The organism is Sinorhizobium sp. B11 (assembly GCA_039725955.1).
Taxonomy (GTDB): domain Bacteria; phylum Pseudomonadota; class Alphaproteobacteria; order Rhizobiales; family Rhizobiaceae; genus Rhizobium.
In genome coordinates this window covers 1,713,516-1,740,032 of record CP091033.1, presented here as the reverse complement: position 1 = coordinate 1,740,032, position 26,517 = coordinate 1,713,516, and the positions used below count along the sequence as shown (strand labels likewise).

Genomic DNA, 26,517 nt, shown 5'->3' with positions numbered 1-26,517 from the left:
TGCTGTCATTGTCGATCTCTATTCTGCCGCGGCCGCATAGGGGTTGGCCGGGCGGGCAAGACCGAGATGCTCGCGAAGCGTCTTCCCGCTATAGGCCTGCCGAAACAGTCCGCGTTTGCGCAGGATCGGCACGACCTCATCGACAAAGACCTCGAGCCCGTGCGGCAATACGTCCGGCATCAGGTTGAAGCCATCTGCCGCACCGGCGACAAACCAGCGTTCGATGTCGTCGGCAACGTCCTGTGGCGTGCCGACAATGGTGCGATGGCCGGTGCCGCCGTTCAGGGCGCGGATAAGGCCGCGCACGCTGAGCCGCTCCCGTCTGGCGAGCGCCAAAGTGGCGCGGAAGAAGGTATGACCGCCATCGGCTGGCAACGGAATGTCGTCGGGCAGCGGGGCGTCGAGGTCGAGGTTGCTGGCGTCGAGCTGAAGCACGCCAGCCAGTCGTGCGAGACTATATTCGAGCGGTATCAGTTCGCGCAGCTCTTCCTGCCGTCGTTTGGCCTCGATCTCGGTGCTGCCGATGATCGTCGCAAGGCCGGCGAGCACAAGAATGCTGTCGGCTGGCCTGCGGAAGCGGGCAGCACGCCGGCGCAGGTCGCCGGCATAATCGAGCGCCTCCTCGAAGGATTGCGAGGCGGAGAAAACGGCTTCGGCATGTTCGGCCGCAAGTTCTCTTCCATCGTCCGAGCCACCGGCCTGCACCAGAACCGGATGGCCTTGGGGCGGGCGTGGAATATTGTGCGGCCCATGCACCTGGAAATGCTTGCCGCGATGGGCGATCGCATGGACACGTGCCGGATCGACGAAACGGCCGGTCGCGACATCGCCGATGAAGGCATCTTCCTCCCAGCTGTCCCACAGCGCCTTGACGACGGCTGTAAATTCGCCCGCGCGCTCGTAGCGACTGGAATGGGCGACGGGTTTTTCCAAGCCGAAATTGCGGCTCTGCGACAGGTCGGCACTGGTGACGATGTTCCAGCCAGCCCGGCCGCCGCTTGCATGGTCAAGCGTGGCAAAGCGGCGGGCGATATTGTAGGGCTCGTTGTAGGTCGTCGAGGCGGTGGCGATGAGGCCGATATTCCCTGTGTTGGCGGCGACCAATGCAAGTACGATCGTCGGTTCGAGCGACGTCAGCGGCCTGAAATCCACCCTGTCCGAAATCGCTGCCTGATCGGCGAGGAAGACGGCATCGAACGTGCCGCGTTCGGCAATCCTGGCGACATTGACATAGTGATTGACATCGAAGGAGGCGCGCGGATCGCTGCCTTCCATCCGCCAGGCCGCAGGCGAGAAGCCCGAATGCAGGATATTGACGTTGAGATGAAGCTCGCGTCCGCTCACTGGAATATTCCCGGTTCGGGATAGTCGCCAGTCAGGAACCATGTCCCGACATTGCGTGTCTTGTATTCGGCCGGATTGTGCAGCGTATGGATGCGCACATTGCGCCAGAACCGGTCGAAACCATAGGCACGCACTGCCGACCGCGCACCCATGACCTCGAATATCTCGCTTGTGACCTCGAGCGCCACCTTGCCGGCCAGCACGTTGGCGGAAGCAACGGCAATTGCCGTCTGGCCGCGCTCATCCGCCGTCAGCGCAGCACCTTTAGCGTAGGCGGCGTCAATCGCCTGCGCTGCGCGGTCGGCAAGCGCGGTCGCCGCCTGCACTTTCGTCCAGAGCTCACCATATTGCCGCTTGATCCAGGGATCGTCGACGTGTCGTTCGACGCCAGAATAGATCCAGGGCCGTGATTTCGTGACCGTATAGTCGCGGGCCGCCGCAAGCGCGCCCTGGGCGGTGCCGATAAAGACGTTGAGGAGCACGCTCTGCTGCTGCTGTGGCGCCAGAAGCGCGATTGGATCGCGCGGGCGTTCCGCCAGGATTTCGTCACCGTCGATCCGGACATCCTTGTAGAAAACCCTGCCGCTGCCCGTCTGGCGCTGGCCAATTCCGTCCCAGTCGTCCGCGATGGTGATCCCTGGGCGATTGGCCGGAATATAGGCAAAGCTGCGCTGGTTGGTTTCCTCGTCTTCCCAGGCGACCATGAGATAGTCGGCGACATGCGAGCCCGAGGCGAAAGGGCGAAAACCGTTCAGGATGGCACCACCGGCGGTCCTTCTTCCAAAGAGGCTCTTCGAAAAGCTGTTAGTCGTATTGCCCCAGAACCAGCGGCCGTCCGCTGAGCGGCGCAAGATCTCATGCGAGCGCTTGTCGCCTGCCGTCGCCGCGTTCATGAGCGGGCTGAAGTGATAGCCGAAGAGATGACCAAGCGAACCATCGACCTTGGAAAATTCACGCAGAACCTTAAGCGCGGTCGAATAGGGCTGCCCCTCACCGCCGAATTCCTTCGGGATCAGCAAATTGACGAGGCCGCTCTCCTTCAGAAGCCTTATCTGTTCGGAGGGGCGGCCGCCGAGCTGGTCGCGCTCGACAGCATCGTGCGCAAAGATCTCTGTGAGTTCGGCCGCCTTGGCGAGATAGGGATTGTCGCGATCCGCCTGGAAGAGGGCGGGCGAATTTGAGGTTGGCTCCGGCTGGCTCGGTTCGAACGTTCCAGGCTTTGCGGTCATGGCGCTTTCCCTTCAGTTATGTAAACGCGGGAAACCATGGCGCTCGGCAAGCAGCTCGAGGATACGATCGGTCTTGTTGACGAAATGCACGCCATTCCAGTGTTCAGCATCTGCCGGTGCGTCCTCTGCGAGAACCAGCACCGGCAGGGATTGGTGCTCCTCGCTGATGGCGGCGATCACACTTGTGCGCGGCCGGGCAAAGGGAACCCTCTCCACCTCGATCTTGCTCGCAAGACTTGGGAACGACGCAAGCAGTCCCTCGACGGCATTGCAATATGGGCAGACGTAGCTGACACCCGGCTTCTTCGGGTCGGAAAAACCCGGTTCGATGAGATATAGCTTATCGCGGCTCATTCGTTTCTCCTTATTCGGCGGCCGCAGCACTGGCGGCTTCCGCAAAGCGGTTCGCCGGGCGCTTGAGACCCAGATTGTCGCGCAGCGTTGCGCCCTCATATTCGGTTCGGAATAGGCCGCGGCGGCGCAGTTCCGGAACGACCTGCTCGATAAAGTCGGCAAGCCCGCCCGGCATCAGCGGCGCCATGATGTTGAAGCCGTCGGCGCCATAGTTTTCGAAGCGCTCCTCGAGCACATCGGCGATCTGAACCGGCGTGCCGACCACCTGCCAGTGGCCACGGGCGCCGGCGATACGCAGGTAGAGCTGGCGGATCGACAGATTTTCGCGCCGGGCAAGATCGAGGACGAGAGCCTGGCGGCTCTTGCCGGCGTTGGTCGCCGGCGGATTATAGGGCACCGGCCCATCGAGCGGATAGGACGAAAGATCGACGCCGGAGAGTTGAGAGATGAGGTTCAAGCCCACTTCCGGCTGGATGAGCGTCTGCAGCGCTTCGAACTTTTCCTGCGCCTCCAATTCCGTTCGTCCGACGACGGGGAAAATGCCCGGCAGAATCTTCAGGTCGTCATGCACGCGGCCGAATTTGGCGAGCCGGCCTTTGACGTCGGCATAAAAGGCAACCGCTTCCTCAAGCGTGATCTGCGCAGCAAAGATTGCCTCGGCCGAGCGTGCGGCAAGCTCCTTGCCGGGCTCTGAGGCGCCCGCCTGCACCACAACCGGTCGACCTTGCGGCGAGCGCGGGATGTTGAGGGGGCCGCGCACCTTGAAATGCTTGCCGATGTGGTCGAGCCGGTGCAGCTTTTGAGGATCGAAATAGCGCCCCGACTGCCTGTCGCGGATGAAAGTGTCGTCTTCAAAACTGTCCCAGAGGCCGAGTACCACATCGGCGAATTCCTCGGCGCGCTCGTAACGGTCGCCATGCAGGATCTGCGCATCGTGCCCGAAATTATAGGCGGCGTCCGGATCGGAGGACGTGACGAGGTTCCAGCCGGCCCGCCCGCCGCTCAGCCGGTCAAGGGAGGCAAACTGCCGTGCGAGATTGAACGGATCGGAAAAGCTCGTCGAGGCAGTGGCGATCAGGCCGATATTGCGGGTGACAGAGGAAAGAGCCGAAAGAAGCGTGATCGGCTCGAACGGATAAATGCCGCTATGAGCCTTGCGACTTGCCGCTTCGACGTCTTTCAACCGTGCCGCCACGCCATCGGCGAAAAAGATCGCATCGAACTTCGCGGCCTCGGCAAGACGAGCGAGTTCAAGATAATTTTCGAATTCCGTGCCGATCGACGCCTGCGGATGGCGCCACGCAGCGACATGGTGGCCGGTGAAGAGCAGGAATGCGCCGAGCTTGATCTGGTCCTTGCGTCTCGCCATGGAATGTCCTTTCAGCGGTAGATGGCCGGCACGGGGAACTCGCCGGTCAGCAAAAAGCTGCCGACCGTGCGTTTCTTGTATTCGGCGGGATTATGCAGTGTGTGAGTGCGGACATTGCGCCAGAAACGGTCGAAGCCGTTGGCCTGCGTGGCGGATCGCGCACCCATCACCTCGAAGACCTCGCTCGAAACGGCGAGGCCGACCTCGCCGGCATAGAGGTTAGCCGTGGCGATATCGATGGCGGCGCTGCCGCGATCGGCGTGGCTCAAGGATGGTCCTTGGGCATAGGCCGCATCGAGGCTGCGAGCAGCCTTGTCGGCAAGCTCGGCGGCTGCGAGGGTGCGAATATAGAGCTCGCCATACTGGCGTTTGATCCAGGGGTCGTCGATATGCCGTTCCACGCCGGAATAGATCCATGGTCGAGATGAGGTTACCGTGTAGTCCCGGCCCTCTTCCAGAATGCCCTGGGCGCTGCCGACGAACACGTTGAGAAGGACGCTCTGCTGAAGAAGCGAGGTGAGGGAGGCGAAAGGCGTCAGAGGCACCGAAGGCGCGCTGATCACCTCATCGTCGGCGATTCGGAGGTCGTGGAAACGGACGGTCCCACTGCCGGTCTGCCGCTGCCCAATCCCATCCCAGTCGTCGGCGATTTCGATTCCTTGGCGATCGGCAGGAATTGCCGCGGTCTGGCGTTCACCGGCTGAGTTTTCCCAGGAGATCTGGATATAGTCTGCAACGTGTGAACCCGAGGAAAAGGGCCTGTTTCCATCGATTGCCCAGCCGCCGTTGATCTTTTTACCCGTCGACGTTTTGGACATGGCGTTCCCGGAATTGCTCCAGATCCAGTTGCCCGCGGCGGACCCACCCAGCCATCTGTCCTTTTGAGCATCGGAACCGCGAAACAAGATAAGGTTCAGCGGCAGATGATGATAACCGAAGAGATGCGCAAGTGAGCCATCGGTTTTGGCGAACTCCCGCACGATGCGAAGGACCGTCAGCCAGGAGGCGCCCTGGCCACCGTAAGCTTTCGGGATTTGTGCTGATGCCAGGCCGCTTTCTTTCAGAAGCCTGATCTGCTCGATGGGTCTTCCACCCTGCTTGTCGCGATCGACCGCATCCTGGTGGAAGGTCGTTCGCAATTCGGCGGCTTTTGCCAGGTGCGGATCCTTACCGTCAAATTCGAACGACATATTGCCTCTGCGCATCCTGATGCCAGAAGGTCTGGCAGGCGTTTATCGCGGGGAGGGTCGGTTGGCGGCGAGCTCAAGTCCAGACATATGAATTTGGGAGGCCGGAAAGAAATTCTTTCTGGACCCTGGGGGGCTTTGATTTGCCGGTTCTCGTCAACGCCTGCGCTTGACGTGCGCGAGGCTCTGGAAAGCATGGCTGCGCGTCTTTGCGCCGAGCATTTGGACGAAGCGAAATCGAAGAGCTCCGATCTGCAGCGGTCGAAGGCCCGTTTCCACAAGGATTGCGGCCCGCCGACGTAACAGGTTGTCAACAATCGCCGCTATCGGCCCAAAGCTGCCAACCACGTGGACGCTGCGCCTCTGACGAAGCGTTCGGCATAGCCACGGGTGTTACGATTGCTTAATGTGGGGTGATATCGGATGAAGTAATCCACACCCGTCCATCATATGCCAGTTCACCGTCCGAGAACTTGCGATCGGCGATGCCCTCATAAACTTGAAGGCACTGAAGGAGGCCTTGCATGATGTCGCCTTCGCCGGCAGGCATAGCATCGTCGGTAATGCAGACGGCCTGATGTAGGTTTCCTTCCGTCATGATCAGAATGGCATGACCGCCATACAGGCGAATTTTACCTGGCACCGTCACGAGCGACATGGCGTCCTCCTCGAAAATTGCCGGACACTGTTGCTTCTCTTTCCGGAAGCTAGGGAGCTATGGTTAATGAAAGGTTAACGCTTATCAACTCCGCAATCAGGAGAGCCTGCCACCCTACAAGGTCGAAGCTGAATTTGCCGCGGAAGAAGGCGCCTTCGGCCAATGCGGTGCCGCAATGGCGATTCCGGTTTTCGCAAGTTCTTTGCCCAAAGACTTGGTGAAGCGAAGCACGCCTCTGTCTTCATACAGGATTGGATGGTGGCGTACAGGCAATGAACCTAGTCGAACTGCGCGCCGAACTCTGAGATCGATATGACAAACATTGCCAAATTCAGCTAGCCTACTCCCATTATGGAGGTTCAAATGGCTACGATAAACGTATCTCTTCCAGACCCAATGAAAGATTGGGTCGAGGCGCAAGCAGAGACTGGGCGATATTCCAATGCCAGTGATTATGTGCGCGACTTGATTCGCAGGGACCAAGTTCGCAGTGATAAGATTGCCGCCTTGCAACGCTTTGTTGATGACGGTCTCAAAAGCGGCGCTGGGAGCCGGTCGAAGGACGAACTCTTTGCTACGGCAGTCGCGCGCGTGGACACAATGCGCGGCGGCAGGTAATGCATTGTAGGCTTTCAGTTGAAGCGGAAGATGACATCATTGCAATCGCCGGGGGCTCAAAGTTCTGTCTTCGTCAAGGTGAGAGATCGGAAAAATCGCGGATGCCTGTGGAGCATTTCCATCTGCCACTGACGGCTGAACCGCGACTGGGACGCATCGCAGCGGCATTAGCCGGAACTTCGACCGATAACCGGCAGGAACCAGATTACACAAGCACCCACTGGAGATGAAGCATGTTCACGCACGTCATGATCGGCAGCAACGACTTGGAACGGGCCAGAAGCTTCTACGACGCGACGTTCGCGGCGTTAGGCGGCAAGCCCGGCGAGATGGATGCGAGAGGGCGGCTGATCTATGCACACGATAGCGGCCGGCTGATGATCACGAAACCGATCGATGGGAAGCCTGCGACCGCGGCCAATGGTGGAACGATCGGTATCGCCGCCGCGAGCCGCGACCACGTTCTAGCGTGGCATGCTGCCGGTACCGCGCATGGAGGCACGGCAATAGAGAGCCCACCTTCGGAGCGTCCGAACGGGGCATTCGTGGCATATCTTCGCGATCCTGACGGCAACAAGCTGAGTGCGAGGTCTCAACCGGCGAAATGACAGGCCGTGCATCGTCTGGTGGACAGCGATTGATCGTTGGAGGCGGGCAGGCGCGCAGCTTCAGCTCCGGGCCGTTTGGTGCCGGGTTCCGCTTTTGGCTGCAGCGGACGATCGGCTGTGGACCACCTGGAGCCGATTTTTTTCGGCCACAACCCCGGAACCTCTGACTGGCGCAATTGTCGGTTGCCGCATGGAAAACTCCTCATTACCGCCTGCGACGCCGGCCAATGCGGATACCCCGGCGTTCCCGCCGGCGCTGCTGTCTTCAAAACCGATTTCTTGCCACCCCGAAGCTCCGGATAGCTAGGCAGGTCCTGGCAGCCGCAAAGGCTGGAGTCTAACGGCGGCATGCGCTCGTCGATATAGCTTGCCAGCGTCTCCTGCGTGATCGCCGGCTGAGGCAGGATCCATTCTGGACCCGGCACCTGTTTGCCGTCGGGCACATCAAGAGCGCCGAGGATCGCTGTCCGCCACTGGCAGGTCGGATAGGATGGGCCGATTGCCGTCAGCTTGTCCCTTCTGCCATTTGCGCAAGAAGTCCTGCTGGTCTTCGCCGCTGATGACAGGATAGGGCAGTCCGTCTAATCGCCGACCAAGATGTCAAACCTCGCAACCGACTGCGGTGTTTCTGATGTCGCCCTGAAAAACTCAGATCGCTCTCAGGTCCAATGAGGCGCCGACGGCAAGGATCACGGCGAAGGCAACCAATGCTGCGCAACCGAACTGCCGCGCAAGTGTTGGCATCTGCGCATGGTGTCCAACAATGAGACTGCCAAGGCCTAGCCAGATCGCTGAGGTCACCGCCACGCAGCAGGCGAATGTCGCCATCGCGGCAGGTACGCCGGCTTGGACAACGGGCACGAGGGAGAGGCCGATAATGACGGCCTTTGGATTGAGCAGCGTGGTGATGAAGAGTGGACCGAGGCTGAGCCTGTTACGGCCGCCCGATCGTGCCGGAGCCCATAGCTTGAGCGCAAGATAAAGAACCCAGATCGCCGAAATCAGCTTGACGATGCTGGCAATGGTTGGATGGCCATGAAGGAGCGGAGCGGCGATCCCTGACACCGGAACGATGATTGCGAGATAAGCGAACAAGACTGCAGAGATAAGCGATAGGAACCGCCGGAGCGTCAGGGCTGCCGACGCCAAGGCGAGAACCGCATTGGTGGGGCCAGGGAGGATCAACAGCGATAAGGCGGCGAGTGCGAATGTCGGCAGGTTCATCAGATCCGATCCTCGATTGTCTGCCACCCTTCTCATGGATTCTGACGGATGGTTTTGATCTGTATCAGTTCGAGGACCGCTCCAGGCGGATCGAGATTGATCGAGGACGAGCTCGCAGAGGGCGATAGCATTTCGTCGGTCATGGAGAGACATGCGCTCCCCGTTTTGCCGAGCAGCTTCTCCAGCCATGCTCCTGAGAGAGATCTATCAAGCACCAGAAGACACGTTCTGCATCTCTGACGATCTTTCAAAGGCGCCATGTCTCAATCGCAACCGCGCGAACGAATGAGAACTGCTCGAGACCGAGCTTCGCGATATCGCGCGATCAGGACGAGGCCGTCTCGGGAAACTATGCGCCCAAGAAGCGTTCGCGCTTTTCTGCCGAAGCGCGTAGCCGGGGTGTAGGTTCGGTCGGGCGGGGAACGGGGGTGATGGTGCCGACATCATGCCACGTCCACAGCGGTTCTGACTGTGAATGACCGCGGCGCCAGCGCCTTACGTCGGTTGCTGTGACGACCAGCGTTTCCGCCCGCCTCCGGTCGCATTTGCCATAAGCGAGCGCAATTTCGCAAAAGTTATGCTGGAACTGGAAAAGCCGCGCCTCGCTCGCGCGCGGTGGCGATGCAACACTCAGCAGCGATCGCCTGGTGACGATCAACTGCCTGATCTGGTCCGCGATTTGAAGATCGATTCGACCGCATTTTTCTGCGTCGTCGAACCGAGCCGAGATGATCGCGTAGTCCATCATGCGCTCTCCCGGCATCCAGCACAGTTGTGTCGGTCAGGATCAAGGCCGATCTGCATCGCCGTGCCTGTCCTTTCCGCTGACCTGCTCGTCGTCGAATCCCTTCCTGAAGGCCCGGATGCCATGTGCCACGTCGCCCATGAGTTCTGGGATCCTGCCGCGTCCAAACAGGATGAGGACGATGGCAAGGACGATTAGCCAATGCCAGGTGCTAAAACTTCCCATTCCGATCACTCCTTGCAATATGACGAGCATAAACCATTAGCCTCGACCGTGATTGATCTGGCGCAAATGCGATGATGTCGGTGACAATACCGATCGACCACTGGCTGGCTTTCACGGATGTGGCTTCCCGCCCGCCTCATCGACGCCAATACGCAGACCGTTCAGTTGGTCGCCGGCAGTCGGCTCCGGCGCGAGGGTCGGCCGTGTCTGCAGGAGAAACATTTCGAGAGCTGCGCGCGATTCCCCGCCGGGCGAGCCGCCACAGCTTATGACTTCGAGCACGTCGACGTGCCGATCCCGGCGGTTTTCTGCCTTCATGATAGAATTTCCCCGGGCTCTTTCGCGAGAAGGGTCTGCTGGGCACCAAGAATGTCTCGCCGATTGGCGACGAAGGCTCTGAGAAGCTGAGAGCCCATTCTTGCCTGCTTTGCCACATCGTCGAAAATCAGAGCCGCTTCCTCGATCTCGCCGATTTCGGAGGCAGGTCCAAACTGCTCGAGTTCCTTCAGAAGTTCCAGGAGCGTGCCGACCTTCGTTTTTTGGCGCAGCGCCGACATGAACAGCTCCTGCACGACGGCGGCTCTCTGTCTTGGAACCAGATGCGCGAGCAATTCACCGATGATGAGGGTGCAGTTGCAGTCGGAATCCGGGTCCTTCGCAAAAGCCTTTATCTGACGCAGAGCAGAGAAGATCCGTCTGTCGCCGGGAGCGTCGCTTTCCGACAGTCTCATCTTCATTGTGCCAAATCCTTTGCGTTTCTCAGGCGCGCGACCCATTCCGCGCCGCTCTTGCCGTGGTGAAACCCGTTCGATAGCGGAATGTCCGGATAGAGATCGCGCAGCCTGGTCAGCGCCTGCCCGGGCTCGATTGCTCCATTCAGCATCCCGCGAAAAGTCGAGGATACTTCGACCATGTCGCAGGTCTGCGGCGACAGCCGAAGCGAACTGACACCCTGTGCCGTCCATTCGTCGGATCGCTCGAGCAGGGCCTGGCATGTATGCGACAGCGTCTGCACGCCGTTCAGGGCGAGAAAGGGCTGGCCTGAAATGGTGTTGACCGTGATGCCATCAGGATCCTCCTGGCAGACGAACTGGCAATTGTCCTTGGTTCGCCCTTTCGAGCGGGCGTGAGCGCAGCGCGCGGAGATGGCGAGCGGCATGCGGCCGAAGGCGAAGACTTCTAGATCCAGATCGGGACAGGTCCGGGCAATGGCGGCGACGGAAGAGGCCGGAAGTTCCGGCGGCAGGCAGATCGCCGTCGCACCATTGGATGCCAGAACGCGTGCTGTCGCTGCATTATAGACATTGATGAACGGTCCAACGGCGTGCGGCCGTCCCTTCAGAAGATAGAGGGCGGAGAGATCATTGGCCTCGACGAGCCTGACATCCTCCTGAGCGAGTGCCCTTTGATAATTCGCCTCGCGATCGAGCGTAACAAGCGCCAGTGTCGAGAGCCTGACCTCTTTTCCTGCTGCCTCCAGCCGCTCGATGACGACAGCAAGTTCGGCCTCCATGAAATGCAGGCGCTTCGAGCAGATCGTCTCGCCGATAACGACGACATCCACAGGCGCTTCGTCGGCGATCGCGAAATAGAAGTCGCGCCATCGGTCGGTCGGCCAGAGATATTGGAGCGGGCCAAGTGTCAGCTTCATCTCTTACCTCCACCGCTTCTCATAGGCGCCATGCGTCGTCTCCAGTCCCTCGCTGAGGGCCTTCAGACGGGCCATGAGTGCGGGACGATCGGCGGGTGCGGCTTCCATCGTGGCGCGGAGCGTCGAAACGACCTGCGAGATATAAGCCTTGCCGCGTTGGCGCCCCTCTACCTTCAGCGCTGTGACACCGGCTGCCTGGAGTTCGTCCAGCTGGTCCATGACATCGAGAGAAACCGGGTCCTCGAAGGCGTAGGTCTTGCTCTTGCCGATTTCGAAGCGCCCCTTGCAGAGGGTTGGATAGCCGGCCGGTTCCTTCTCGGAGAACCTGTTGATCGTAAACCCGCCCAGTTCCGATACCATGTCGGTGCCCTCCTGCCGGTAGCGAACGTGGCTTGCCGGCGAGCAGACGCCGTTCATGTTGGGTGATTTTCCGGTGGCGTAGGAGGAAAGCGAGCAGCGTCCCTCCGCCATGACGCAGAGGCCGCCGAAGACGAAGACTTCAAGTTCGCAGGGCACGTGACGGGCGATGCGGGAAATGTCAGCGACCGTCAGGGTTCGGGGAAGGACAACGCGCGCTGCGCCAAAACTTTCGACCAGATAGGCAAGAGCATCCGGATTGGAGGCCGAAGCCTGCACGGAAATATGCAGGCGTTGATGCGGATGACGTTCGGCAACATGGGCCATCAGCCCGAAATCGGCGACGATCAGCGCGTCGGCCCTGGCATCGGTTGCTTCCTGCGCCCGGCGATACCAGAGATCTTCCCGCCCTGCCGTCATGAATGTGTTCAGTGCCACGAACGTCTTGACGCCTCGGGCGCGGGCATATGAAACGGCCTCTCTGAGCTCCTGCAGATCAAAATTCAAACCTGGGAAGTTTCTGGCGTTCGTTTCGTCGCGAAAGCCGCAATAAACCGCGTCCGCACCCGCATCTACGGCCTCTCTGAAGGACGAGGGGGTTCCTGCTGGGCATATCAGTTCCATCTGGCACCTTCGGCTTTGAGCGCACGGCGCCGGATGGATGAGAGTGTCGCCATCACGGGACGGCGAATTGGCCCCGACATGTCTCCGGCCAGTTTCACCAGATCGATTCCGCTGTCGTCGAGCGCATTTCGAAGTGCGAGCACAGCTTCCATATTGCCTGTCACGGCAAGCTTGCGGGCAAAGAAGACGGCATCACCATCCAGGCGGCCCTCGGCAAGCCCGAGCATCAGGAGCAGGGGGCCACTGATCCTGGCGTCCGCTTCCGGCGCGCGCCCGCGCCGGAAGGTTCGGATACTGCCTCCGGCAGGCCGGATCACGAACTCGAAGGCAAGGTCCGAGGGAGCAAAGCCAAAACACAAATATCGATAATCCCCGAGCCGGTCGAAGAGCCGGGGGTGGGATTTGAGCACCTGCTCGAACAGCAGGGATGCGGCGCGGGCCGCGATCGGCAACGGCACAATACCGGCCGCGGTCATCAAGCGGGATGGAACAAGCATTGAGGCCTCTTCTCGTGAGAGTGGCACCCTAGGGCCTGTCGCATTCGCCCTGTTTGTTTTGAGACAAAGACAGGAGCGGTTTCCTCGCCGATTGCATCCCCATGCTAAATGATGCGCCCAAGATCAAACGTCATGCCGACCTGCAATCCTTCATTCGCGAGCTCGAGCAGCGCCGGCTGCTTCTGTCGATCGACGAACCCGTGTCGCTCGTCCACGAGCTGACAGCCCTGCATCAGCATGTCCTTGAGGAAAACGGGCCGGCCCTTCTCATAAAGGCACCGATAGACGCCGATGGACGGCGCAGCCCCATCCCGGTGCTCGTCAATCTGTTCGGCACCAGGGAACGCATAGAGCTTGGTTTCGGGGTTGGGCAGGGTGGCCTCGGGAGACTGGCAGAGGATCTCGCCGATCTTCGAAACCCTTCTGCGCCGAAGTCGCTTGCAGACGCCTTGAGCAAGCTGTCCCTGCTCACGGCCGCAAGTCGCATGCGGCCGAGGCATCGACGCACAGCCCTGTCGCAGGAGGTGGTCCACCGTGGAGCCGAGATCGATACCGGCATGCTTCCAGTCCAATGGTGCTGGCCAGGCGAGCCGGCCCCCCTGGTGACATGGCCGTTGGTGATAACCTGCGATCCCGACGATCCTGACGACGTCAACGTCGGCATCTATCGGATGCAGGTTCGCGACCGTTCCTCCCTGATCGTGCGCTGGCTTGCCCATCGCGGCGGCGCAAAGCACTTCCGCCAATGGCAGCGACGCGGTCAGGACATGCCAGTGGCGATCGCAATCGGCGCCGACCCTGCGACGCTGCTTGCCGCTGTCATGCCCCTGCCCGAAGGCGTGAGCGAACTGAACTTCGCCGGTCTTCTGCGTGGCGCGCGCACGCAGGTCGTCAGCGCTCTGACCGTGCCGCTCGACGTGCCGGCTTGCGCCGAGATCATTCTGGAGGGGCACGTGTCGATCGATGAAACCGCGCCTGAAGGCCCCTACGGCGACCACACCGGTTATTACAACAGCGTCGAACCCTTTCCGATCGTCCGGCTGAGCGCCATCACCACCCGTCGCTCGCCGGTTTACCTCTCGACCTATACCGGCCGCCCGCCGGACGAGCCTTCCAGGCTCGGGGAGGCGATGACAGACCTGTTCGTCCCGATCCTGCGGCGACAGTTTCCTGAAATCTGCGATCTCTGGCTGCCGCCGGAGGCCTGCTCCTACCGCACGGCGGTCGTCTCCATCGACAAGCGGTATCCGGGACAGGCGCGCAGGGTGATGATGGGGCTCTGGTCGATGCTGTCGCAGTTCAACTACACCAAGCTGATCATCGTGGTCGATGCCGATATCGGCGTGAGGAGCTGGGAGGATGTCATGTGGGCCGTGTCCACGCGGTTCGACGCGTCGCGTGACCTGACGGTCCTCGAAAACACGCCGATCGATTATCTCGATTTCGCGTCACCTCGACCGGGTCTCGGAACGAAGATGGGCCTCGACGCCACCCGCAAGATCGGGCCGGAGAGCGACCGCGAATGGGGTCGCGAACTGCGCATGCCGTCAGACATTGCGGCGCGCGCAGCAACAACATGGGAAAGGATCAAACGTGACATCGTTTCATGAGCAGCGCGACGTCGTACTGGCGGTTACTGGAGCCTCAGGCGCGGCTATTGGCCTTGCTGTCCTCGATCTCTTGTGCGGGCTCGGCGTGCGGGTCCATCTCGTCGTCACGCAAAGCGGCAAGCGGACCCTTTTGCACGAGGCTGGGGCCGACGCCCATGACGGGATGCTGCCAAAGGCCTACAGAAGCTACGACAATGGCGATATCGGCGCGACCATTGCCAGCGGCTCGTTTCCTGTCGCGGGAATGATCGTTGCGCCTTGCTCGATGAAGACGCTGGCCGCAATTTCAACCGGCCTTTCTACGAGCCTTGTTGCGCGTGCCGCCGATGTCCAACTCAAGGAGAGGCGACGGCTTGTGCTGATGACGCGAGAGACGCCCCTGCATCTCGGGCATCTGCGCAACATGACATCAGTTACCGAAATGGGCGGGATCGTGATGCCGCCGGTCCCCGCCTTCTACAATCGCCCGCAGTCGGTGCAGGAGATCGTAGATCATCTTGCCCGTCGCGCCGTCGATCTCCTGGGCCTGCCGGTCGCGCCGCTGGCAAGCGCCTGGTCCGGCGAGGCGGACTTCAATCAGCCGAAGATGGAAATCGGGTCGGCGCCAAAGAGCAGGGCGTGACCGCCCGCAAGGAGCAGCCAGGCGACCAGCGCGATCGTGGCCACCGCTGCTGCCACAAGCGCCGTGTCCGATTTCGGCCGGACCCCGGAAACAAACGCCGCCAGGGGCCAGACGGATGTCTGCGCGGCGTAGACCTCCCAGTGAGCGCCGAGACGCTTTCTCGCCCGGCGCTCGGCCATCGGAATGCCGGCGAGTGCGAAAAGCCCGAGACCTCCGAACAAGAGAAGCGAACGCAAGTCCCCGTTGGCGACGACATGGCCGAGTGCCCAGAGAGCAAATCCCCATTGCACGGGATGTCGGGTGATTTGCGAAACCGCTCCGGCCGGCCCCGCCGAGCGGATCGATATGGACAGGGGATTTGCGCTCATCAGACCGGCAAGCACGAGAAAACACCCGACCGGCGCGAGCAGGAAGGTCATCGCCGCATGCCAGGGACGCAGTTCCCACAGCGGGACATAGTCGAGGGCAAGTGCTGCGGAAAAGAGCCAGACCAGCGCCGCGAGCGAGACAACGGAATAGCCAAGGATATAGGTCGGCTTGCCGATCGACCGGATGATACGAAGGCGAATGTTCGGGATCGCCGGGATCGAATGCAGCATGAGAAAGACACCAAACGCGCTGACGAACTGGATCACGTGATTTTCCCCCTTTGGCGAAGGTGATGTATCGGTCACGGCCCGCCACAGCTTTGACCAGAGTCAAGCAATGGGCGACCCGTTGATGAGATTTGGGTCGCGTGCGGCCGGCAAAGGCCTGCCCGACGCTAAACCGCGCATCTTTGCGCCAGCGCAAAGAGCAGGGCGATCGCGCTGTTAAACGTGACGGCAACACTCATCTTTAGGGATTGCCATCATGCTCCGCGCTGCCAGCCTATTCGCCGCTCCTCTCGTTCTCATCGCAATGCCGCTTGCCCTGAAGGCTGCCGAATATCCGATCGGCTCACCTCAGATCGCAGCGGGCATGGAAGTCGCAGCGGTCTACCTGCAGCCGATCGAGATGGATCCGCCCGGCATGATGCGTGCTGCAGCGGAGTCCGACATTCATCTGGAGGCGGACATCCACGCGACTGCCGAAAATGCAAATGGCTTTGCGGAAGGCGACTGGCTTCCCAACCTGCATGTGGAATACACGGTCAGGAACCTCGACAATGGTGAGGAGCAAGTCGGATCGCTGGAGCCCATGGTCGCGAGCGACGGGCCGCATTACGGCGACAACGTCAAGCTGTCGGGACCGGGCCGCTATCAGCTGGAGCTCAACGTTCATCCGGGCGGTCACGGCGAGATGTCTTTCGGACGCCACGTCGACAAGGAGACAGGCGTTGCTCCCTGGCCCGGCGCTTTTGCGCTGAAATTCGACTTCGTTTTCGCCGGCATTGGCAAGAAGGGCGGTTATTGATGCGCGCCATCGGCTGGTTGATGCGGCTGCTGGCTGCAGCCGCGCTGATGGCACCTTGTCAGACCGCCTTCGCCGAAGAAGAAGATACGGTTTTCGAGGTTCATTTCAGCAATGGCGTCGTCTCACCATCGGTCATCGAGGTGCCTGCGAACACCCGTTTCAAGCTCGAACTCCACAATGACGGTTCGACCCCGATCGAGTTCGAGAGCATTCCGCTGCGCAAAGAGAAGGTTCTCGCACCCGGTGCATCGAGTTTCCTCGTGTTCCGCTCATTGCGCGAAGGGAACTATGCCTTCTTCGATGATTTCCATCTCGACATGCCTCCTGCAGCGCTGGTCGCCCGATGAGCGCGGATCTCACTCTGCAGACATTCGAGATCGCTTCGGTGGTCTGGCGGGAAAGCTTCGAAGCCTTGCTGGTTGTGGGGATACTGTTGACGTGGTCCGCGAGGGCGGCGCCGGCGACACGTGGACGGGCAACCAGTTGGATCCTTGCCGGCGCTGGCGCCGGCCTCGCGCTCGCCCTGATGCTGGCGCTGATCGTGAGCAGGGCGAGCGATATCCTGGAAGGGGATGGCGAGGATATCCTGCAGATGATCATGGCAGCATTCGCCGCTGTCCTCATGCTCAGAATGGTATTCTGGATGCGCGCGATGGAACGTGGCCAGACCGGAGATCTCGCAAACAGGGCCGTCCGGCACGTAAAGACCGGTAACTGGCTCGGGCTTGCCACGCTGGCAGCGCTTGCGGTGGCCCGGGAGGGTGCGGAGACGGTTGTCTTCCTGTTCGGACTGATGGCTTCGTCGCAAGGCTGGCAGGCCGGTTTCGTCGTCGCCGCGGGCCTGTCTGGCTTCGTGCTTGCCTCGATCAGCTTCTGGGCGTTTAAAGCCGGGTCGAAATTGATCTCCAGGACGGTGCTTTCGCGCGTCAGCGAGGTGCTGCTCCTGATCCTTGGAAGCGGGCTGACCATGCTTGTCGTCGACAAGGTGATTTCGCTTGGAATTCTTTCGCCGATGACGGAACCACTGTGGGATTCAAGCCGGTTGCTCAATGATGGCAGCGGTTTCGGCGCCTTTCTCGCCGGTCTGGTGGGCTATCGCGCCCGGCCGGAGCTTCTTCCTCTTCTGAGCATCGGCTTCTACTGGCTGATCGCGTCTCTGGCCTATGCACCTCCTCTGACCGGCAAGGCGCCTGCATGACGTCTTCTCTTCGCGCCGCACCGGCACTTGTTGCCAGGTTCGGTGATGTCCTTCTCCGCCATCAGGCGGCTATCCGGCGTCTTCAATGGGTAATGGTGGCACTCTATGCGGTGCTTCTGACGGTTCCGCTCCTGCTGCCGCTTCCCACGCACACCGATTATGTGTGGAGCAATGCCGTGCGCTTCGCACAGTTTGTCTTCTGGGGTGTCTGGTGGCCGTTCATCATCCTTGCCACCGCGTTGGTGGGCCGCTTCTGGTGCGGGATCCTGTGCCCGGAAGGTGCGCTTTCGGAATTTGCCAGCCAGCGCGGCGCCGGGCGGGCAATTCCGGGATGGATGAGATGGTCCGGCTGGCCGGTCGTGTCCTTCGTCTCGACTACGGTCTATGGGCAGCTGACAAGCATCTACCAGTATCCGAGGCCCGCCGCACTGCTGCTTGGCGGCTCGACCTTCGCAGCCATTGTCATCGGCGCGCGCTATGGAAAGGCAAAAAGGGTCTGGTGCCGGTTTCTGTGCCCGGTCAACGGCGTATTCGGGACCGTTTCGAAAATCGCGCCTTTGCATTTCCGTGTTGACCCCGACAGCTGGCGCATCGGGCAGCAGGGACGGTCGAACGCCGTCAATTGCGCGCCGCTCATCCCCATCAAGACCATGCAAGGCGCTAGCGCTTGCCACATGTGCGGCCGGTGCTCCGGTTATCGCGGAGCGATCCGGCTTTGCTGGCGCAATCCGGCGAGCGACATCGTCCACGGGTCGGGCCGGCTTGCGACCATGTGGGAGACAATTCTGATCGTGCCGGTTCTGCTCGGGTTGGTTCCAGCCGCCTTGCATTGGTCCGATAGCGGCCTCTTCCAGGTGATCCGCCTGTGGCTGGTGGAGCGATGCCTCGATCTGCATCTGGTCTGGCCGCTTTCGCAGCGTTTGCCTTGGTGGATGCTGACCGACTATCCCCTGGCGAATGACGTCATGTCACCGGTGGATGCCTTGACGCTCCTGATCCTTCTGTCGGTTTCGATCGCCGCGGCCACGCTGATGTTCGGCATTCCCGTTGTGGTATGCGCAAGAATCCTTCGGGTGAGGGGGCGTTTTCCTCACCATATTGTCCAGGCGCTCATTCCGCTTGCTGCGGCCTGTCTCTTCAGCGGGCTGCTTTCGCTGACCGTCTCGCAGTTGCGCTCCGACGGCGTCGTCATACCCTATTCGGATCAGTTTCGCGGCGGTATTGTTCTTGCTGCGGCCGCCTGGTCCGCAGCCTTGGTCTTCCGGATCGGTGTCTTTTACGACACGCGTCTTGCCAACAGAGTGTTGGCGACACTGATCATGGCCGTTCCGATTACGTCTTTCTCGATCGCCTGGATTGCAGCCTTTCTGAGTTGACGTGCTGCACCGGTCACGATGCCAGACCTGGAGTGTGCAAGCTGCGCGAGGCAAAACCGGCGGGCCTGACCGTGTCGGATATCTTGTCAGGCGGGCTCTTGGTGAGGTCAACGTGGCGAGCCGGACGACGGCGTCGGCGTCTTTTGATTTCGACGATGAAGGGCTTTTGCGATGTAGGCACCGGCATTCCTTTCCTTATGTCCGAAACGCGACCACTCGCCGCGAACCATCGGCTGAGTTTTACGGTGTTCGGCCTTCTTTCTCTTTGATGGACATCAAAGACGTCGAAACACCAGCCGCTATGCTCTGGTCCATCGTGGACGAAAGAGGAGGAAGCCTGGATGTTGCCGAGGTTCATCACTGCATTTCTGAAATCTTCCGGAGAAACAGGTGTCGTGCTGATGGAGCACGAGGGCGCACAGCGCGTGGTCATCGTCGATCGCGATGCCTTGCGGGAGATCAGCAATCCGCCGCGCGCCGATGAGACAAGACTGCAGGAGCATGTCAGAACGATATGCGAAATCGCCGCCTCCAAGATGCGCCTGCAGCCGCACTCGTCATTTTCCCGGATAAGGGTATCGAAGGACGATATCGAGGCGTGGAAGGCGTCGCACGACACCTTCCACTAGGGCAAGCCAAGCCACGACGGGACCGGGCTCGGTTCAAATCCTTCCGGGCAGTGTGCCGCGTGACCGTTAGTCGTCTTCGCCTTCAGCAAGTCTTAGAAGACGCTGCGGATCGGTGACCGTCAGCTTCTGCCTGCCACCCTCGACGATGCCCTTGCCTTCCCAGGCACTCAGGATTCGCGACACTGTATGCAGCGTCGTGCCCGTCATTTCAGCAATATCCTGCCGCGAAATCGGGAAATCGATTTTGATCGCCGTTCCGACCGGCTTGCCGGCTTGTTTGGACAGGCGCAGCACGGCATGGGCAACCCGCTTTTCCACTTCTTCGGTCGACATCTCGCGGATGCGCGTGTGCGCCTCCTCAAGCCGCTGGCCGATCGTCTGCATCGCGGTCATCGCCAGTCGGGGATTTTGCTCGACGAACCGTGACCACATGTCGGTCGGCCATCCGAGGATGAGACTTTCCGCGGCGGCTGTGGCCGTGCCCGGATAATCCTGTCGGCGCAGCGCCATGGCGAAGCCGAACAGGTCGCCCGGATGGACCATCCTGACGATGATCTGCTGGCCGTCATGCGTGACCTGCGTGACCTTGAGCCTGCCGTGCAACAGCAGGAAGAACGATTTTGCGGGTGCTCCCTGCTCGAATACCGCATCGCCCTGGGCGATACGGCGCGGTGTGGCGTGCTCGAGCATGGCGTCGAGATCGGCATCCGTCGTGCGCTCGAAAAGCGGCAGTGACTTCAAAACTATACGGTCAACTTTCATCGTCGCCCCGCTGAACTCCTCTGAAAATGGCGCCGCCGATCATATCGGTCATGGCGCTGCGGGTGAAGTCTTCGATACTCTCAAGGAGGCCTGGTCGGCGGACGAGCCGGAAACCGAGATTGTCCGGGGGGCTGCCGACCGAGCATCCGCCGCCTTTGGGATTTCTCACAAAGGTGCTCATCGGAGCGCGGTGCCTGCCGGCGGCGATCATGATGCCGCAATTCGCCGGATCAGGCTCGTCGACAATGGCTTGCTTGTCGAGGTCGATGCGCCTGTTGCAGGTCGAGGTCCATTCCCAGATGTTCCCGCCGAAATCGGCAAGGCCGGTCTGGCTCACGCCGAACGATCCTCTTGGCTGCGGAGCCGGGTCGCTCGAAGCGGTGCGCCGTGCCTCGCGTTCATAGTCTGCAAGCCAGCGCAACGCAGGGTTTTTGCTGTCCGCCTCGATGCCGAGTGCATCATCGGGAAAACGGTCGGCCGCAGCGTAGGCGAGTTCGAAGTCGGTCGGAAGTCGCCAATGTTCGTCCGTCTTCTGCGACAGCCAGCTCGCATAGCGCAGGGCATCCTCGTAACTGACACCGGTGACCGGCGTGTCGTTGCCGGCGGTCGCGCTTCGTCCCTCCGGCTCAGGGCAGGCGCCGTCGGCCACGCAACGGTCATATTCGGAAAGGCTGGTCTGATATCTCATGATCGTCAGAGGCATCCGGACACGGACCTTATGCTTCGGCGCGTCGACAGCCAGGCCGCTGCGGAAATACTCGGTCGCGTCGCGGTACTGGAATTCGTGGGGTACAATTGTGACCACCTCGGGAGCAGCAAATGCAGCGTCGCGCCGCCCGATGTTCACGAGCCCCGCCTCAACCGCAAGCGTTGCGGAAAGGACCGCAAGAAGCACAAGTGGAAGTGCGATTGAAATGCCGGAAACTCCTGCAGTCTCGGCGTGCGGTGTCATGTCCTTTTCGCAACATGCGCCCCCTTTTTAGAGAAAACAAACTGTGCAGGCCGCCCTCACGGCCTGCACAGTCCCATCAAGGTCAGCTGGCCGACGGCGACTTCACCGAAGTCATCAGATCGTCGTTCCAGTCCCCGGTGACCTTGAAGTGGGCAGCCGCACCGAGTTCGAATGCCTCGATGAGGTTGTGGTTGACATAGGCGTAGATGCCCGGCTGCGCGAAGGTGTAGAGCGCAGCACCCGCCGTGCCGCCCGGGATGAACCAGGTCTCCTGGTCCACGTCGGGCACGTTCGCAAATTTGCCGGTCGCCCAGACATATTCGCCATGGCCGCCGATGAGATGCGGCCGCGTATCGCGATTGGCCTGCGAATGGACGATGAGCACGGTCTCACCGACCTTGGCGGTCATGGCATTGTCGCCCGTCAGCGCGCCGACGGCGCCGTTGAAAACGATATGGGTGGGGGTCAGCGTCTTCATGACGGCAAGCGTATCCTCGTAGGCCTCGCCGGGACTGTCATATTTCTTGAATTTGCCGTCCTCATCGCGCGGGATGTAGAAGTCCTGCTCGCCGACATAGTAGATCTTGTCGTAGACGAGGGGTTTTCCGTGACCGTCGGTAAGACCTTCACGTGGAAGAACCATGATTGCGCCGTTCATCCCCGACGTGACATGCCAGGGTACCATGCCGGGAGGCGCGCAGTGGTAGACGAAGACGCCTGCCTTCGTCGCCTTGAAGCGCAGGACGGTGCTTTCGCCGGGGCCGACGACCGTCAATGCGCCGCCGCCAAGCCCGCCGGTTGCGGCGTGGAAGTCGATATTGTGCTGCATCGTGTTCGTTTCAGGATTGACCAGTGTCAGTTCCACATAATCGTCCTGGTGCACGACCATCATCGGACCAGGCACCGAACCGTCGAACGTCATCGCGTTCACCTCGGTCCCGTCCTTGTCGAGCACCATCTTCTTTTCCTGGATGGTCAGCGTGAATTCCTTGATCTTCGCCCCACCCTCGGCTTTCTGGCTGTGGGGGTGGACGAAGGGCGGCTTGACCAATTCGACCTTCTCGCGCTGAAGCTTGGTGAAGTCGACGGTCGGCGCCTTCTTGGGCGTGTTCGCTGCCACCACCTCGTCGGCATGGGCAGCGTTATTCGCGATGATGATGGGCGTCAGCGCTCCTGCGACAGCAGCGCCCGCAAGCATCGTGCGACGGGTCATTTGCAGAGTATTCGTCATTTCTAATCTCCCGTAGTCGAAGAGCGAGCGAATGCCGCCCGGTCGAGAAGGAAGGTAGTAGAAACTCCGCTGGACTCTTTGATTTGGAGCAAACTGACTGTTTGTGTCAGCGCAAAGTTCTGCTGCCGCTATTTGCGTAATCTCAACGACTACCCCGAGAAACTTTTGCATTGCTGTGTCGTCAATTTGGAGACACGGAAATGAAAAACACTTCGGATGCCACGCGAGATCTTCCGCGCGGCATGTCGCGAACCGGACCGGTGCTCTTCTCCTACGGCTTCCGGCCCTTCTTTCTGGCATCGGCGCTTTGGGCCATCGCAAGCATAGCCCTATGGATGGCCTATCTCAGCTTCGGCGTTCCCGTCGCATTGGACTATGGGACATTGTACTGGCATGCGCATGAGATGCTGTTCGGTTTCGCGCCAGCCGTTCTGGCCGGCTTCCTGCTGACCGCGATCCCGAACTGGACCGGACGCCTGCCGATCGCGGGCAGGCCGCTGGCGGTGCTGTTTGCGATCTGGTGCGCCGGCCGTATCACCATGTTGCTCAGCGGCTCGATCGGGATCGTGCCGGCTGCCGCCGTCGACAGCCTGTTCCTGCCGGTGATGCTCCTCATCTGCGCGCGCGAGGTCGTGGCTGGAAAAAAATGGAAGGACTTGAAGGTCATCGCCGGGCTTTTCGTCCTTTCGCTCGCAAATGGGCTTTTCCACATCGAGGTCATCGACGGCGCAGGTCCGGAACTGGCGATACGTTTCGGAATAGGTGCCTACGTGCTGCTCGTGACCATCGTCGGGGGCAGGATTTTGCCGAGTTTCACCCGCAACTGGATCAATCAGTTCGGCCGTACGGACTTTCCGGTGCCGTATAACAGTTTCGATGCGGCAACCATCATCATCGGGGCTGTCGCGTTTGTCCTGTGGGCGTGCGCACCGGATTCGACGGCAACGTGCGGGACGGCGGGTGTCGCGGCGGTCCTCAACATGATGAGGCTTGTTCGCTGGCGCGGCTGGACCACCTGGCGGGAACCCATCCTGTTCGTCCTGCACGCCACTTTCCTGTTCGTACCGTTCGGTTTTGCCGCCATTTCGCTTCAAGCCGCAGGGTGGCTGCCCGAAGTGGCCGTGCTGCATGTCTTCGCGATCGGCACGATTTCGATGATGATGCTCGCAGTGATGACAAGGGCAACACGCGGCCATACCGGGCGGAAACTGAAATCGAGCCGGATGACCAATATTTCCTATGTCCTGCTTGGCTGTGTTGCCCTCGTTCGGCCGCTCGCCGAACTCATCCCGGCGCTGAGCACCGAGATCCTTGCGGTCGCCGCGATCGGCTGGACGGCGGCTTTCGGATTGTTCGTGGTGGAACATACGCCGCTCCTATGGTCGGGGCGCAAGCCTCTGACGATGAGGGGAGGGTGACATTGCCGGCATCGAAAAGGCCGCACGAGCGGCCTTTTTCGTTCAGCTGCGCTCGCCTCCCGGCACCATGCCCGAAAACTGCATTTCTTCGCTGAGCACACAGCCGTCCTCGTTGACGATCGCAATCCAGACCCGATTGCCGATACGGACGGAAAGACGCCGCTTGCCGGCGTCGTCACCGGCGCCGATCTCCACTCTCGAGCGGACAAAACCCCGGCGCAGATGATCCAGCAGGAGGTCGGGCGTAAGGCCGAAGCGCCCTGCGAGCACGGCAGCGTCGACGATGGGGCTGCCGTCTGTCTGCAATCCAAATAGGCTCGTCCTATCCGCAAAGTCTTCGCTCATGGCCTTTCCAATCAAATGGGAGGGCAGACTGGCCGTACCTACTCGATGTGCAATCCTGCTCGTCGGGCGATCGGTCCGCCATGGGAAAACGTGATTGCAAAGCCTCAGGCCTTCGGCAGGCCGAAGAGCGATACCATGTCAGGCGACCAGGCCGGTTCGTAGACAAGGTCGACGACGGCTCGGCTTACGCCGGCAATATCCTCGATGCGCTGACGCGCCGCGTCGGCGATATAGCCGGACGCAGGACAGAAGCGGGTGGTCGTGGTCATCTTGATCTTCACGACCGCAGGCTCGGTGACATCGATTTCGTAGATAAGGCCGAGATCGACGATGCTCGTTCCCATTTCGGGGTCTTCTATCTCGCGCAGCGCATTGCGCACGTCCTGTTGCGTCACCTCAGGCACCAGCATTGTTCTGATCTCCCGTGGTCGTCCTGATCATGATTCGGTAGGTCTTGCCGGACGAATCGAAGTTGCCGATCCATTCGTGACCCCGTGCTTTCAATTCGTTGAAGAGGAAGACGGGTTCCCGGTTGAGAAGAGCAAACAGAACCTCGCCGTCGTCCATTGTCTCCAGCCGGGAGAGAATGCGCTCCATCGGCTCCGGTGGCGCAAGGTCGGTCAGATCGAGGTTCCAGACTGGCTCGGGCCAGACCGCTTCCGTCGCGGCGATAGCGGGTTCCGATTGCTGAATGGGCTTGTTCGGGACGAAATCGATTTCCCAGTCATCGTCTGCCAGACGCTTTGCGACATGTGAATAGCCGCGCTTTTCGAGCTGGCGGATCAAAGGGACGGGCTCGAATATTGCGCGCAGCTTCAGACCCTCATCTGGATCGAGGCCGGCGAACGTGTCCATGATGAGCTGGAATGGCATGCCGCCATCGCGCAGGATCTGTCGGACGTCGAGTTCACGGAACTGAACCATTGGCGTTACCTCTGTGGTTTGCGGCGACGAACAGCGCCGGTTTGTGAAAGGGTGCGGTCTTGATCTCTGGTTCTACATTCGCGAGCGCGCGGGCGAGCACCAGCTCGACGATAAGAGCGAGCGTCGATGCGGTTTGAACGATCGCGAACACACGAAAACCCAAGTCCCATCCAGCGCAGAGCGCGGCCGCGGCGCCGAATACCGAAACGTAGAAGATGCCAAGCCAGACGCCGGCGCGGCGCCCGTTGATCAGTTCGCCAAGCTTCGGCGTCGGTCTGCGGCCAAGAAGCGGACCGAAGGCTTCGATCCAGGTCAGGAATGGAACGATCTTCAGGAGCTGGGCGAGACCGAAGCCGGTGAGCCAGCCGAACACGAAAAGATAGACGATCGCCGATACGATACGCGTCTCGGCATTGAGGAAAAGGGACAACGCAAGAAGGGAGACGGAGAGGCCGAGCATCGCGAAGGCCGGCAGCGATCCCAGCGTATTCAGCTCGAGCGTGGGGCGGCGCCTGGCGCGATATGTTCCGTAAATTTCGAAGAGATAGGCGGCTACGATCAGCCCAAACAGCACCGCGGCCGACAGGAAAACCACGCGTGCAAAATCGGGTTCGACGGCGGCGGCGATCGCTGCCACCGACAGGAACACAACCGACAGTGTGCTCGCTCGGCGAACGAACTGGACCTTGCGCATGTCGTCGGACAGCAGGAACATCGGAAGCAGCTTATAACTGACGCCGATCGCCGCAAGGGTCATCCATCCGCCGAGGCCGAAACTCGCATGGTAAGCCACGGCTTCCATGCCATAGGCAACGATTGCCGGTGTTTCCATCTGACCGGAGATCGTCAGCGCGAAAAGGGCGCCGAAGGCCGTTGTGACGAGTAGGCATCCGATACCAACGAGGACGATAAGGGAGGCGGCATGCACGCGTCTTCCTCGCCAGAGTAGGGCAGATAAGGATAGCGAAACAGCAGCGATGGAGGTTGAAATCGCGGCGGACGCTACAATCATCACCGAACCGGCCGCGGAGGAACCGAGGCCGATCAAATAAAATCCCAGCATGAGAAGTGCCGGACCGACGACCATGCCGGCGAAAACGATCGGATCGAAGCGGCTGGCGGACCTGTCATTGCCTGTCAGGACCGGCGCGAACTGAAGCAACGAGCCGATCATGAGAAGCAGAAGCCATCCGAGCGTCACGGCGTGCACGATGGCAAGCGCTCCAGGCTCGGCGATACCAAGAGAAGGCGTCCAGACGCCGGCTGCCAGCAGGCACTCTGCCAGCAGCAGGTAAGACAGCGCCGCGCCGAAATACGACATCGTCCACCGCGACAGGGTCGTGCCTACTGGCATCATGGCGCGTC

General features: G+C 60.7%; 33 protein-coding genes. 10 read left to right on the top strand and 23 right to left on the bottom strand.

Annotation, left to right across the window (positions count from 1 at the left end; all coding sequences use genetic code 11):
* Nucleotides 1–18 precede the first annotated feature (18 nt).
* From LVY75_07865 to LVY75_07840, 6 genes are all read right to left on the bottom strand, one after another.
* A complete protein-coding gene (locus tag LVY75_07865; GenBank protein ID XAZ20044.1) occupies nt 19–1,344 on the bottom strand; it encodes an LLM class flavin-dependent oxidoreductase in 1,326 nt (441 codons plus the stop codon).
* Nucleotides 1,341–2,573 (bottom strand): acyl-CoA dehydrogenase family protein, encoded by a 1,233-nt coding sequence (locus LVY75_07860; GenBank protein ID XAZ20043.1) that lies wholly within the window; start codon nt 2,571–2,573, stop codon nt 1,341–1,343. Before LVY75_07860 ends, LVY75_07865 begins: the two co-directional genes overlap by 4 nt.
* Before the next feature lie 12 nt (nt 2,574–2,585).
* Nucleotides 2,586–2,927 (bottom strand): DUF3088 domain-containing protein, encoded by a 342-nt coding sequence (locus LVY75_07855; GenBank protein ID XAZ20042.1) that lies wholly within the window; start codon nt 2,925–2,927, stop codon nt 2,586–2,588.
* A gap of 10 nt (nt 2,928–2,937) precedes the next feature.
* Complete coding sequence (locus LVY75_07850; protein ID XAZ20041.1) at nt 2,938–4,296, bottom strand: LLM class flavin-dependent oxidoreductase; 1,359 nt, start codon at nt 4,294–4,296, stop codon at nt 2,938–2,940.
* Nucleotides 4,297–4,307: 11 nt separating this feature from the next.
* Nucleotides 4,308–5,486, bottom strand: coding sequence for an acyl-CoA dehydrogenase family protein (locus LVY75_07845; protein ID XAZ20040.1), 1,179 nt, complete (start codon nt 5,484–5,486; stop codon nt 4,308–4,310).
* A 400-nt stretch (nt 5,487–5,886) separates the two neighbouring features.
* On the bottom strand, nt 5,887–6,141 hold the full coding sequence (locus LVY75_07840) for a hypothetical protein (protein ID XAZ20039.1): 255 nt from the start codon (nt 6,139–6,141) through the stop codon (nt 5,887–5,889).
* Between the two features lie 363 nt (nt 6,142–6,504).
* On the opposite strand from LVY75_07840, the gene LVY75_07835 reads away from it, so the two are divergent.
* Nucleotides 6,505–6,759 carry a type II toxin-antitoxin system ParD family antitoxin gene (locus LVY75_07835; protein ID XAZ20038.1) on the top strand — a complete coding sequence of 85 codons (255 nt, stop codon included), beginning with the start codon at nt 6,505–6,507 and terminating at the stop codon, nt 6,757–6,759.
* A gap of 233 nt (nt 6,760–6,992) precedes the next feature.
* Nucleotides 6,993–7,367 (top strand): VOC family protein, encoded by a 375-nt coding sequence (locus LVY75_07830; GenBank protein ID XAZ20037.1) that lies wholly within the window; start codon nt 6,993–6,995, stop codon nt 7,365–7,367.
* On the opposite strand, the gene LVY75_07825 is transcribed toward LVY75_07830, so the two are convergent.
* The 9 genes from LVY75_07825 to LVY75_07785 all read right to left on the bottom strand — a co-directional run bounded on the left by LVY75_07825 (nt 7,352) and on the right by LVY75_07785 (nt 12,669).
* Nucleotides 7,352–7,810, bottom strand: a complete 459-nt coding sequence (locus LVY75_07825) for a hypothetical protein (GenBank protein ID XAZ20036.1) — start codon at nt 7,808–7,810, stop codon at nt 7,352–7,354. The two genes, LVY75_07830 and LVY75_07825, sit on opposite strands and share 16 nt — an antisense overlap.
* Nucleotides 7,811–8,015: 205 nt before the next feature.
* Entirely contained in the window at nt 8,016–8,591 is a 576-nt protein-coding gene (locus LVY75_07820; protein ID XAZ20035.1) for a threonine transporter RhtB, read from the bottom strand.
* Nucleotides 8,592–8,940: 349 nt separating this feature from the next.
* Nucleotides 8,941–9,339, bottom strand: a complete 399-nt coding sequence (locus tag LVY75_07815; GenBank protein ID XAZ20034.1) for a hypothetical protein — start codon at nt 9,337–9,339, stop codon at nt 8,941–8,943.
* A gap of 39 nt (nt 9,340–9,378) precedes the next feature.
* Nucleotides 9,379–9,561 (bottom strand): twin-arginine translocase TatA/TatE family subunit, encoded by a 183-nt coding sequence (locus LVY75_07810; GenBank protein ID XAZ20033.1) that lies wholly within the window; start codon nt 9,559–9,561, stop codon nt 9,379–9,381.
* Nucleotides 9,562–9,672: 111 nt separating this feature from the next.
* The gene (locus tag LVY75_07805) at nt 9,673–9,879 is read right to left on the bottom strand and encodes a hypothetical protein (GenBank protein XAZ20032.1); all 207 of its coding nucleotides are present in this window, start codon (nt 9,877–9,879) and stop codon (nt 9,673–9,675) included.
* Nucleotides 9,876–10,298: a hypothetical protein gene (locus LVY75_07800; GenBank protein ID XAZ20031.1), complete on the bottom strand. Its 423-nt coding sequence runs from the start codon at nt 10,296–10,298 to the stop codon at nt 9,876–9,878. Before LVY75_07800 ends, LVY75_07805 begins: the two co-directional genes overlap by 4 nt.
* The gene (locus LVY75_07795; protein XAZ20030.1) at nt 10,295–11,212 is read right to left on the bottom strand and encodes a U32 family peptidase; all 918 of its coding nucleotides are present in this window, start codon (nt 11,210–11,212) and stop codon (nt 10,295–10,297) included. The genes LVY75_07800 and LVY75_07795 overlap by 4 nt, the downstream gene beginning before the upstream one ends.
* A 3-nt stretch (nt 11,213–11,215) precedes the next feature.
* Nucleotides 11,216–12,193: a U32 family peptidase gene (locus tag LVY75_07790; protein XAZ20029.1), complete on the bottom strand. Its 978-nt coding sequence runs from the start codon at nt 12,191–12,193 to the stop codon at nt 11,216–11,218.
* Nucleotides 12,184–12,669: an SCP2 sterol-binding domain-containing protein gene (locus LVY75_07785; protein XAZ20028.1), complete on the bottom strand. Its 486-nt coding sequence runs from the start codon at nt 12,667–12,669 to the stop codon at nt 12,184–12,186. Before LVY75_07785 ends, LVY75_07790 begins: the two co-directional genes overlap by 10 nt.
* 122 nt (nt 12,670–12,791) lie before the next feature.
* Between LVY75_07785 and LVY75_07780 the strand changes: the two genes are divergently transcribed.
* Together LVY75_07780 and LVY75_07775 are read left to right on the top strand one after the other, a co-directional pair.
* Nucleotides 12,792–14,300, top strand: a complete 1,509-nt coding sequence (locus tag LVY75_07780; protein XAZ20027.1) for a UbiD family decarboxylase — start codon at nt 12,792–12,794, stop codon at nt 14,298–14,300.
* On the top strand, nt 14,284–14,922 hold the full coding sequence (locus LVY75_07775) for a UbiX family flavin prenyltransferase (protein XAZ20026.1): 639 nt from the start codon (nt 14,284–14,286) through the stop codon (nt 14,920–14,922). Before LVY75_07780 ends, LVY75_07775 begins: the two co-directional genes overlap by 17 nt.
* Here LVY75_07775 and LVY75_07770 read toward each other — a convergent pair.
* Nucleotides 14,877–15,557: an NnrU family protein gene (locus LVY75_07770; GenBank protein XAZ20025.1), complete on the bottom strand. Its 681-nt coding sequence runs from the start codon at nt 15,555–15,557 to the stop codon at nt 14,877–14,879. The two genes, LVY75_07775 and LVY75_07770, sit on opposite strands and share 46 nt — an antisense overlap.
* Nucleotides 15,558–15,774: 217 nt before the next feature.
* Between LVY75_07770 and LVY75_07765 the strand changes: the two genes are divergently transcribed.
* The 5 genes from LVY75_07765 to LVY75_07745 all read left to right on the top strand — a co-directional run bounded on the left by LVY75_07765 (nt 15,775) and on the right by LVY75_07745 (nt 19,520).
* Nucleotides 15,775–16,317: an iron transporter gene (locus LVY75_07765; protein ID XAZ20024.1), complete on the top strand. Its 543-nt coding sequence runs from the start codon at nt 15,775–15,777 to the stop codon at nt 16,315–16,317.
* Nucleotides 16,318–16,364: 47 nt separating this feature from the next.
* Complete coding sequence (locus tag LVY75_07760) at nt 16,365–16,664, top strand: cupredoxin domain-containing protein (GenBank protein XAZ21357.1); 300 nt, start codon at nt 16,365–16,367, stop codon at nt 16,662–16,664.
* Nucleotides 16,661–17,515 carry an FTR1 family protein gene (locus LVY75_07755; GenBank protein XAZ20023.1) on the top strand — a complete coding sequence of 285 codons (855 nt, stop codon included), beginning with the start codon at nt 16,661–16,663 and terminating at the stop codon, nt 17,513–17,515. Before LVY75_07760 ends, LVY75_07755 begins: the two co-directional genes overlap by 4 nt.
* Complete coding sequence (locus LVY75_07750; protein XAZ20022.1) at nt 17,512–18,891, top strand: 4Fe-4S binding protein; 1,380 nt, start codon at nt 17,512–17,514, stop codon at nt 18,889–18,891. The genes LVY75_07755 and LVY75_07750 overlap by 4 nt, the downstream gene beginning before the upstream one ends.
* A 341-nt stretch (nt 18,892–19,232) precedes the next feature.
* A complete protein-coding gene (locus LVY75_07745; GenBank protein ID XAZ20021.1) occupies nt 19,233–19,520 on the top strand; it encodes a hypothetical protein in 288 nt (95 codons plus the stop codon).
* Between the two features lie 66 nt (nt 19,521–19,586).
* On the opposite strand, the gene LVY75_07740 is transcribed toward LVY75_07745, so the two are convergent.
* The 3 genes from LVY75_07740 to nirK form a co-directional block, all read right to left on the bottom strand.
* Nucleotides 19,587–20,282 carry a Crp/Fnr family transcriptional regulator gene (locus LVY75_07740; GenBank protein ID XAZ20020.1) on the bottom strand — a complete coding sequence of 232 codons (696 nt, stop codon included), beginning with the start codon at nt 20,280–20,282 and terminating at the stop codon, nt 19,587–19,589.
* The gene (locus tag LVY75_07735; GenBank protein ID XAZ20019.1) at nt 20,272–21,234 is read right to left on the bottom strand and encodes a formylglycine-generating enzyme family protein; all 963 of its coding nucleotides are present in this window, start codon (nt 21,232–21,234) and stop codon (nt 20,272–20,274) included. The genes LVY75_07740 and LVY75_07735 overlap by 11 nt, the downstream gene beginning before the upstream one ends.
* Before the next feature lie 82 nt (nt 21,235–21,316).
* Nucleotides 21,317–22,465, bottom strand: a complete 1,149-nt coding sequence (gene nirK / locus LVY75_07730; GenBank protein XAZ20018.1) for a copper-containing nitrite reductase — start codon at nt 22,463–22,465, stop codon at nt 21,317–21,319.
* Between the two features lie 200 nt (nt 22,466–22,665).
* On the opposite strand from nirK, the gene LVY75_07725 reads away from it, so the two are divergent.
* Nucleotides 22,666–23,883, top strand: coding sequence for an NnrS family protein (locus tag LVY75_07725; protein ID XAZ20017.1), 1,218 nt, complete (start codon nt 22,666–22,668; stop codon nt 23,881–23,883).
* A 42-nt stretch (nt 23,884–23,925) separates the two neighbouring features.
* Here LVY75_07725 and LVY75_07720 read toward each other — a convergent pair whose 3' ends face one another.
* The 4 genes from LVY75_07720 to LVY75_07705 form a co-directional block, all read right to left on the bottom strand.
* Nucleotides 23,926–24,228 carry a DUF6522 family protein gene (locus LVY75_07720; protein XAZ20016.1) on the bottom strand — a complete coding sequence of 101 codons (303 nt, stop codon included), beginning with the start codon at nt 24,226–24,228 and terminating at the stop codon, nt 23,926–23,928.
* Between the two features lie 104 nt (nt 24,229–24,332).
* Entirely contained in the window at nt 24,333–24,638 is a 306-nt protein-coding gene (locus LVY75_07715; protein ID XAZ20015.1) for a metal-sulfur cluster assembly factor, read from the bottom strand.
* Nucleotides 24,625–25,152 (bottom strand): DUF2249 domain-containing protein, encoded by a 528-nt coding sequence (locus LVY75_07710; protein XAZ20014.1) that lies wholly within the window; start codon nt 25,150–25,152, stop codon nt 24,625–24,627. The genes LVY75_07715 and LVY75_07710 overlap by 14 nt, the downstream gene beginning before the upstream one ends.
* Entirely contained in the window at nt 25,136–26,509 is a 1,374-nt protein-coding gene (locus LVY75_07705; protein XAZ20013.1) for a hypothetical protein, read from the bottom strand. The genes LVY75_07710 and LVY75_07705 overlap by 17 nt, the downstream gene beginning before the upstream one ends.
* Between the last annotated feature and the right edge of the window lie 8 nt (nt 26,510–26,517).